Source organism: Ammoniphilus soli (assembly GCF_040813775.1).
On sequence record NZ_JBEGDL010000072.1, the window covers coordinates 1 to 9,284 of the forward strand.

The 9,284-nt window shown below is 42.8% G+C and carries 9 protein-coding genes and 1 pseudogene; 3 read left to right on the top strand and 7 right to left on the bottom strand.

The annotated features are described in order from the left end of the window. From ABLT31_RS37555 to ABLT31_RS37565, 3 genes are all read right to left on the bottom strand, one after another. Positions 1 to 178 (bottom strand): GNAT family N-acetyltransferase (locus ABLT31_RS37555; protein WP_367760843.1); only part of this gene is annotated, 178 nt, incomplete at its 3' end. A 199-nt stretch (positions 179 to 377) separates the two neighbouring features. After that, a complete protein-coding gene (locus ABLT31_RS37560) occupies positions 378 to 923 on the bottom strand; it encodes a hypothetical protein (RefSeq protein WP_367760836.1) in 546 nt (181 codons plus the stop codon). 61 nt (positions 924 to 984) lie between these two features. After that, positions 985 to 1,233, bottom strand: coding sequence for a hypothetical protein (locus tag ABLT31_RS37565; RefSeq protein ID WP_367760837.1), 249 nt, complete (start codon positions 1,231 to 1,233; stop codon positions 985 to 987). Positions 1,234 to 1,625: 392 nt separating this feature from the next. Between ABLT31_RS37565 and ABLT31_RS37570 the strand changes: the two genes are divergently transcribed. Then, positions 1,626 to 1,937, top strand: a complete 312-nt coding sequence (locus ABLT31_RS37570) for a hypothetical protein (RefSeq protein ID WP_367760838.1) — start codon at positions 1,626 to 1,628, stop codon at positions 1,935 to 1,937. Positions 1,938 to 2,842: 905 nt separating this feature from the next. On the opposite strand, the gene ABLT31_RS37575 is transcribed toward ABLT31_RS37570, so the two are convergent. Further along, positions 2,843 to 3,088, bottom strand: coding sequence for a hypothetical protein (locus ABLT31_RS37575; protein ID WP_367760839.1), 246 nt, complete (start codon positions 3,086 to 3,088; stop codon positions 2,843 to 2,845). A gap of 343 nt (positions 3,089 to 3,431) precedes the next feature. Then, on the bottom strand, positions 3,432 to 4,808 hold the full coding sequence (locus ABLT31_RS37580) for an aminotransferase-like domain-containing protein (protein WP_367760840.1): 1,377 nt from the start codon (positions 4,806 to 4,808) through the stop codon (positions 3,432 to 3,434). 196 nt (positions 4,809 to 5,004) lie between these two features. Between ABLT31_RS37580 and ABLT31_RS37585 the strand changes: the two genes are divergently transcribed. Then, entirely contained in the window at positions 5,005 to 5,913 is a 909-nt protein-coding gene (locus ABLT31_RS37585; protein WP_367760844.1) for a DMT family transporter, read from the top strand. Between the two features lie 233 nt (positions 5,914 to 6,146). Next, positions 6,147 to 6,953, top strand: a complete 807-nt coding sequence (locus ABLT31_RS37590) for a dihydrodipicolinate synthase family protein (protein ID WP_367760841.1) — start codon at positions 6,147 to 6,149, stop codon at positions 6,951 to 6,953. Between the two features lie 461 nt (positions 6,954 to 7,414). Here ABLT31_RS37590 and ABLT31_RS37595 read toward each other — a convergent pair whose 3' ends face one another. Then, positions 7,415 to 7,789: a group II intron maturase-specific domain-containing protein gene (locus ABLT31_RS37595; RefSeq protein WP_367760842.1), complete on the bottom strand. Its 375-nt coding sequence runs from the start codon at positions 7,787 to 7,789 to the stop codon at positions 7,415 to 7,417. Positions 7,790 to 7,876: 87 nt separating this feature from the next. Continuing rightward, positions 7,877 to 9,284, bottom strand: a pseudogene (locus tag ABLT31_RS37600) (hypothetical protein); the annotation flags it as partial.

The window sequence follows — 9,284 nt, forward strand, 5'->3', positions numbered from 1 at the left end:
TCACGCCTAAGCGCTCCGCTTCCCCGAGCACATATATCAGGAGTTTGCTCCCATAGCCTTTATTTTGATGAGAGGTTAACGTAGCAAATTTTCGGAACTGTCCTTCCGCTCCACGAACGAAAAGAGACACTATTGAAATCAGCTGTTCCCCTTCAAAAAGTCCAAGCTCATGTAACAAGGGAAGCTAACAAATTCCTTTCTATTATAGAGAGGTTAGAGGAAAGAGTAAGCTAAAAAGCTGGGGATTAATCTCTAGCTTTTTTTCTAACACCCTTACTAAGCCCAATAGCTAAACAACGAAGTAAGGAGCCATAATAAGATTGGCTCCTTAACTATCGAATCCCGTTAATTGCACAAATACTGATAAATCTTCTCTTTTATCGTGCTTTTTCTTTAAATAGGTTAAGGTTAAATTCCTCATCAACATTCCCATTTCCGCCATATTCTTTTCTTATTAATTTAATGTGCCATGGCAAAAAGAAGCCATAAACAAAAATATATACTGGCAATGACCACCAAGTATTCCATCCATGTAATTTCATATAACCAACTTGTACTGCTACCCACTCGAATGCAAATGATAAAGCTGTAAATCCGATGGCGTACAACCACTTTCGTTTTTCTTCATAATAATTTAAAAAAATCACAGACAGTGCAGATGGAATAATTCCAATGGAGATTATATCAGCCAACCCAATCTTATTAGGAATTCCTAGATCAAACCAATCCAATGTAATCCCTATAAAAATATCCGACATCCAACCGATCCATCCAACAAGACCGAATGTTAGATAAAACTCTCTCCAACTCAGTCGTTTTGGCATAAATAGAGCGAACAACAAAACGATAACCCCAAAAGTAATCGGAAACCATATTCCTTTAGATTGTAAGTCCAAGTTATCCATTATCTTGTGTAAGTTCATGGGCTAGCCCCGTTCCTTAATAAATCATTATTCTGTAACTGCTTTCTTTATCAAAACTTCATTATTTGATATTTAGTCGCTGATATTCTTGGCAGATTAAATTCTCCACAACATCCTTAATTGACTTTCCAGTGTGTTCTTTTATTTTAGTGATCATTTGTTTTACTTCTGGTTTAGCTTCGATTACTATTCGAGCATGAACCTTCAATGCTACCACCTGCCTATTTTGATGTTTGTTTGTTATGTATGCGGTTAATTTATCCAATTGCTTTAAATCTATACAAAGATGATAAAATCGTGTTTCTCTCAACTTATCGGCGTTGGTGATATAGTCAGTTATTTCGCTAAACTCCCTCTAGGAACAAATGCAGATCTCGGTTTTTCTCTTGTTTTCTTAGATTTTCAGTTAGTTAAGGTTTATTAGCCATTGGAGATTAACGGATAGGAGTTTAACAAAAATGGGGTTGCGAAACCCCGTGTTTGTTGCCACCCTGCGCTGACTATAACCGTATTTCTAAATGTGGTCAAAACAACCAATTTATCATCTCTTTGAGGCACAATTACTACTTCGAGCAACCTCATAATTATCGACTAGCTTCGACTGGGATCAGACACCTACGCGGAAAAATTCAATCGAAAGGGGATAAAAAATTGAAAAAAAACCCTATCCACTGAATATAATGGAAAAAAGGGGGGACTCGAATGCAGGTTGAAGTAAAAAGGGTAATTCTAGAAGCTACTCTCAACGTGAAGCACTGTTGTCTCATCTTTGTGAATGATCCCCCAACTGCCGATGTACTGGAACATTACGCTTATTGGATCCATAAGGGGAAAATCGCCAGAGCATCCCCGTCTGAAGTCGACCTTTATTTTGCTAACAAGTTGTCTGCCAAGCGGCTGATTGAAATCTCCCAAGACCATGAGCCCGAGAGATGGGCCCCAATTAACACGTATTTGTCGATTCTTAATCCTGATCTGATTGATAAGCTGGAGAGAGTACTGAATAAGACTTAAGGGATATTGGTTATATATCCTTTTTTTCTTAAACAGAACATTTGGCACAATTAACCATTGAGCCATCTTTCTTCCAGATTGGCTAGGAATTTTTTGGGATCTTTTTTTAAAAGGCTGCAGTATGTACTGCAGCCTCTTTTTATTTCTCTTATTCAACTAACCTTTCGGAACAAAAAAAGACTGCAAAACATGGTCTGCTTATCGAATATTCGATCTCCGATACAATAAAATGAACAGGAAAGAATATGTAGTATTTAGTCCATATACATCTACTAATCTATTCAACTATTCTCCCGTTACACTAGGCTCCAAGGCTAACTACCAGTGGTCGGCTCAACCTTTATGGGTGGGATTCGCACCCACTATATAACACGCCCTTGCTCGGACGGACGGACTGACCCCTTTAGTAAGGTGAATCGAAACTTCGCCATTAGCGTTTAGAACCCAAGCGATGGGAGAGATAGCGGGCCTTCACTACTGTCGATTAGTTATCCCCGTTGAAAATTCACAACAAAAACCCCTTTCATCTCTTCGTATTAGTCCAATTTTCATGTTTAATTAATATATAAATCGTGCAAGAATAAAAAGAGTCAGGTGCTGGTAACACCTGACTTCGCAACTACATGCCGCACGAAGAGCGGCTGACCTTGAAAGTGTAGAAGTAATTAGGAAAAAGTAACTACCCAATTCTCTTGGTCGTGAGCGGGGCGGTTACTTTTTTCTATGTACGACGATCATCACAACAATTGTAATGACTCCAATCAAAACTAAATCTGATGGGAGTGCCATCATGATTGCTTCCTACGTCGTCATTTTACCACCTCCCTTCCAGGGGGAAGTGGCCAACCGCCCACCCTGCATTATGTAATTGCCCCTCTTTTCCTTTTCGCCGTCTATCCGTTCCCTTATCTCTTCTTTCCTCTATTAAAATAGAGTTTACCTAATAATATTTTCATCAGGATAAACACACTACTTGTAAGCAACCAAGACATAATCAAAAATTTCCAAGATGTTAAGTAAGAACCTTCATCAAACGCAATCACTGTTTCTTTTTGAAGATACGTAACCTCTTGATAAGCACTAACTACATCCGGCACATAAAAAAGAGTTTTCATATACCCCAAACCAATTGTTCCTACAATATACAACACATGAACAACTAATGAAAAAATTAAGGATTGCTTTATCGTCCTTTTCATTTTATCTGGTAGTCTAAATCATCCTTAAACAGATTAGCCCTTTGATTTCCTCTTCCGGTTACGTGATAGGCAAGGCCGGGATGCCATATTCTTGGTTTTCGTCCCATTCATGGCTCCTTCTGAAACTTTTTTGTTAAACGACAACCCTTCATTGAGAGTTAGACTATCAATTGGCTTCTTTGCAAAAAAATTGGGAAGCAGAACAAGAAAAACCCGAGGTTTAACCTCGGGTTGATATTAATAGGAGCAGTCTTAAACAAATTACAGAAAAAACAAGAATCCTGTGTTTTTCTACTCATAACCGAAAAAATGGCTTAGGGGAGCTGCTTGTATATTGGGAACGCTCCAGTTCTTCGGCAATGATGCGGATGCCCTCTTCAATATCTTGCTCATCGGTCCGAATGATGCTAAGGCGCAGCAAGTTAAGCTTGGGGAAAGATGAAAGGAACTGCTTATCGGTTGCAAGTACATCAACGCCACGATTCTCCAATCGCTTGACCAAATCTTCTGTATGAATGAAGTCCGGAAGGTGTATTGAAGCGAAGAGCCCTCCGCAAGATTGGATGGTATATAAGCATTCTTTGGGCAATAATCGCTGTGAAATTTCCCTTAGATGTTTAATGCGATGATTGTACAAGGATTTCATTTGCTTCGCATGATGAGCATACATTCCGGACTTCATATAAATCTCAAGCACACCTTGAGAAAGCACTGAGGTGCTCAGATCCGCCGTATGTTTATGCAATTGGAGTAAAGGAATAAGCGAATCTGGTACTGCGGCCGCGGCAAGCCTTAATCCGGGCAGCATCACTTTGGAAAAACTTCTGAGATAAATGACATGGCTGGCTCCATTATAAGCGTGAATAGGATCTGCTTTACTGTTTGTTTCCAAATCAGCAAGATAATCATCCTCTACGATGTAAACGTCATTTGCTTTGGCGAGTTCTGCCAGTCGCTGTTTGTCTTCCGCTGTGTAAGAAGTGCCTAACGGATTATGGAAGCGCGGAATTGTATAAAAAAACTTTATCATATTACTTTGAAAATAGCGCTCCAAAGTTACCCAATCAATCCCGTCAGGAGTTCTTTCGATGCCGATTACGGTTTGTCGTTGTGTCTTAAGCGCAGCCAGCATTCCCCAGTAGGTTGGTTGCTCAACCAGAATGTTGGTTTTTCCGTTTGGGAAAGGCATCCCGGCTAGAAGATGAAGAGCTTGCTGAGCGCCTGAAAATATAAAAACTTGCTGTGCCGAAGGGAAAACCTGTTGCTGCTGAAAAAGCTTCACGATCTCCTGGCGAAGAGAAAGCAAACCCTGTGGATCGGGATATGTGAATATGGACGTCTCAAATAATTCCATCGCTTTGTTCAAGCATTGACGAAAGTCGATTTGCGGTATCGACGCGGGATCGGGAGCCGCTGATGAAAAATCGATTCGTTTTGTTTGCAGCAGGGGAAGGAGCGCTTCTTTGGCTACGACAAAATAGCCGCTTTTCGGGCGTGAATAAATGAGATATTGATTTTCGAGTTCCTGATAAACACGAATAATTGTGTTGAGGCTGCAACCGAATCTTTGGCTCTGCTTACGGATGGAAGGCAGCTTCTGACCGGGTTTGATGAGACCATTGACTATGTCCGAACGGATGATTTGTTGAATGGATTCCTTTTTATTTGTCATAAATATGCCTCCAAACAGAAGAATTTGGTCTTCTATCTGTACCCTTACAGATGAATTAATGGTCAATATACATAATATTCTGTATCTACTATAATACAAATAATCATACAGAAGTGTATTTTATAAATATTTTCGTACCTTGTTATCTCAAGTGTCGAGTGCGTTTTTGTATAAAAAATTTTTCGAGGTGATTGTAATGAACAAAACGACAAGCGGCTGGATCAATGGTTTCCTCGGCGTGCTCATCTTCAGCGGCTCGCTACCCGCAACACGGTTGGCTGTGATGCATTTTGATCCGTTATTCCTCACCGTATGCCGTGCCGCAATTGCTGGGGTGTTAGCGGGAGTGCTTCTCCTCATCTTCCGGCAACAACGGCCTGTCCGAAGCGACATCGTTCCGCTATTGTTAGTAGCACTCGGCGTGGTAGTAGGTTTCCCACTGCTGACAGCCTTGGCGCTTCAGTCTGTCACATCTGCGCATGCAATTATCTACATTGGGCTTCTGCCGCTTTCGACGGCGATCTTCGGCGTACTGCGGGGCGGTGAACGCCCGCGACCAACCTTTTGGATCTTCTCAGCTCTAGGCAGCTCCCTTGTAGCAGGATTCGCCCTAACACAAGGGGCTACATCTTCGCCGGTCGGTGATGCGTTAATGCTGGCTTCTATAATCGTGTGCGGTTACGGTTATGCGGAAGGGGCACGACTCTCACGGAGGCTAGGGGGCTGGCAGGTGATCTCTTGGGCGCTCGTTCTTTCGCTTCCCGTTATGTCACTGCTCTCGTTTTATTACATGCCGGTTTCGTGGGCGGGTATCAGTGGTTCCGCACTCTTGAGCCTTGCTTATGTCTCCCTGTTCAGCATGCTCATCGGCTTTGTGTTCTGGTATCATGGTCTTGCCCAGGGAGGTATAGCAGCGGTCGGGCAGTTACAACTCCTCCAGCCTTTCTTCGGCCTGCTACTTTCGGCTCTCGTTCTGCACGAGTCAATTGGTTGGCCAATCTTTATAGTGAATATCGGTGTAGTTCTGTGCGTGGCGATCGCACGGCGATTCGCAGCAAAAAAGTTTTCAACGCCAACTCCGATATCGCAGAGCTTTATTAAGTGAATTTAAAAAGCGTTATACTAATCCAGTATATTTTTTATTGTCATCGGAATTATCAGGTGTTCCAATTAATCATTACAGTTATACGTTAAATTGCCCTTTAATTTAGAGTCGCTCTGCAAGTCGTTTTTAGTACCAATCCTGTAGTCGGTATGACCATTAAAAGAGTGGGACCCTGTAACGCTATGTCGTCAAAGCAACACTATAAACTTTCGGCTGGGAGGATATTGATCCACATGAACAATTTTCATATTGCCTTGCCTACTCCGTTTCGAGAAGATGAAAGCCTGTATGTGGAGGGATTCGAGCCAATAGTCAATTATTTGAAAGAAGACGGAATCGGCTCTTTGTTTGTTTCAGGTTCAACAGGGGAACAGCATTCATTGAGCATCGAGGAACGACTGCATATCATAGACTATTTCAATCAGAAGCATTTTCTGGATGTAGAATTGATTTTTGGCGTTGCATCCACAAGAACCCGAGACGGAGTGAGATTAATCCAGGCACTTGAAGGATCGGTCTTTGATATAGTAATGATCGGATTCCCTCCTTACATTAAACCGACCCAGCAACAAGCTATCTTGTATGTGGATGAGTTGCTCACACACACAACCAAGAATGTGATTCTTTACAACAATCCTTCCCGAACAGGTTTTGATTTGAGTCTGGAGGCTTTGCACGATTTAATAAGAAGACATAAAAACATCTTGGGTTTTAAGGAGGCAGGAGACGTTCATCGTCATAGAGACACGGTGTTTCCTGAATCGTTTGTTCGGTTCGCAGCAGGTGATGAAAACCTAGTATCCAATATTGTAATAGGTGGATGTAATGGCTTGTCCAGTATGGTTGGAAATGTGTTTCCTAAAGAAATCAAGCGAACCTTTGATGCTCTTCTGGAGAACAGAACCGTAAATGTTGAAGAAATTGGCCAGATGATTGCCCAGGTCACACACGGTCAGACCATTGTGAATATAAAAGAATATTACAACCAATTGGGAATGGGAACGGGAGGCTGCCGTTCACCTCTGGGAGCTGCAAGATAACCGACATACGGCTAGTCCGACACCTGAAGTCTGTTCCAAAAGAAAGATGTCTTTACATGTAACATAAGAATGAAGGCATCTTTCGGGCTTGTTTATCATTCCGGATTCTCCATGACCTTCTGTCACCAGATGGTAACCAGTCGGAATTATCCTCCCCGTTAGCGTAGCGTCGAAGTAGGGGAAGGATGACGATCCCGTTCCCCCGCTATCGATCCCCGTTAGTTGAGTCCCTTTAATTTGGTTTTGCATTGATTTCCGTTAAAGTTCATGCATCACGAAGTCCCACCGAGTTAAGGCAGCTTGCTGCCGGCCGCGATGTTAAGGTAAACAACAAAAAAAGTTATGCGGGGCTAGAGGAAGGCTATTTGAGCAATGGTCAATGTTACTATAATTATTTTTTATAAAATAATCTCTCTATACTCGAAGTGTAGAGTAGGGACTGGTTTCCCAGTCCTCCCTCATCAAACCGTACGAGCGGTTTTCCCGCATACGGCTTTCCGATGCTCTTCACCTTGTGCAGTATAGCTACCCCAAGCGCTAACTCGTTTCAGTCCCATACGTCCGAATTCCTCTGCTACCTTTCTCGGATGCAAATGGTTTCGCTTGTACTTCTTGTTCCAGTACAGTGTCAGTCTCCGAATAATGTGCCAATCCACTTTTGCCAGGAATTTGTTTGACATGCCTAGGTCCACGCTGCCGTAGTAGTTCTTCCATCCTTGTATGATAGGATTGAGCTTGTCTACCATTTGTTTGGGCGACCAATAGAGAAGTGCGCGTGGTGCGGTTACTTCCTTCACCTTGGCATTTATCCCAAGATGACCAGCTTTTTGCTTCAAGTTGAATCGAACTCTAAGTTATGAAAAAGAACCTGCTTTTGTGCAGGTTCTTTAAAAAAGGAGGAGGTTTATCCATTTAAAAGAGTTTTATTTTAAAAGGGAAACAAAACTCTGATAGGACGCTAAAACTTGACTGTAATATCCTACTAGCTTATCAAAAATGGAAGTTGAATTCTGGTTTTCTACCACTTCTACTGCAGTTTCAGCAGTTTCGACAGTGGCTCCTGCTGTGTTTTCAGCGGTATTAACGGTGTCTTCTACAGCAGTTTCTGCGTTATTAACGGTATCTTCTACAGCAGTTTCTGCAGTATCAACGGTGTCTTCCACGGCAGTTTCAGCGGTATCAACGGTATCTTCTACGGTAGTTTCAGCGGTATCAACGGTGTCTTTTACAGTAGTTTCAGCGGTATCAACGGTATCTTCTACGGTAGTTTCAGCAGTATCAACGGTGTCTTCTACGGTAGTTTCAGCAGTATCAACGGTGTCTTCTACGGTAGTTTCAGCGGTATCAACGCTGTCTTTAGTCAATAAACTGTCTATATAAGCCTGAAAATAATCAATCAAACTTCTATAATCTTCGACAATTTCTTTATAATTACCAGCAATTTGTTGCTCTTGATTCGTAACATTCTCTTCATTGACTACCTGTTCTTGATCTGAAGGTAGTTCGGCTTCAGCTGCTGGGTCTTGATCTGCAGGTAGTTCAGCATCAGCTGCTGGGTCTTGATCTGTAGGTAGTTCGGCTTCAGCTGCTGCTTCTTGATCTACGGGTAGTTCGGCTTCAGCTGCTGGGTCTTCATCTGCAGGTAGTTCGGTATCAACTGCTGCTTCTTGATCTGTAGGTAGTTCGGCTTCAGCTGCTGGGTCTTCATCTGCAGGTAGTTCGGTATCAACTGCTGCTTCTTGATCTGCAGGTTGTTCGGCTTCAGCTGCTGCTTCTTGATCTGTAAGTAGTTCGGCTTCAGCTGCTGCTTCTTGATCTACGGGTAGTTCGGCTTCAGCTGCTGCTTCTTGATCTGCAGGTAGTTCGGCTTCAGCTACCGGGTCTTGATCTGCAGGTAGTTCAGCATCAGCTGCTGGGTCTTGATCTGCAGGCTGTTCAGCATCATCTGCTGGGTCTTGAACTGCAGGCAGTTGGGCATCATCTGCTGGGTCTAGATCAGCAGGCTGTTCGGCATCAGCTGCTGGGTCTTGAACTGCAGGCAGTTGGGCATCAGCTGCTGGGTCTAGATCAGCGGGTAGTTCGGCATCATCTGCTGGGTCTTGAACTACAGGCAGTTGGGTATCATCTGCTGGGTCTTGAACTACAGGCAGTTCGGCTTCATCTGCTGCTTCTTGATCTACAGGTAGTTCAGCTTCATCTGCTGCTTCTTGATCTTCAGGTAGTTCAGTATCATCTGCTGGTTCTTGTTCTACAGGTAGTTCGGTATCAACTGCTGGTTCTTGATCTTCAGGTAGTTCAGTATCATCTGCTGGTTCTTGTTCTACAGGTAGT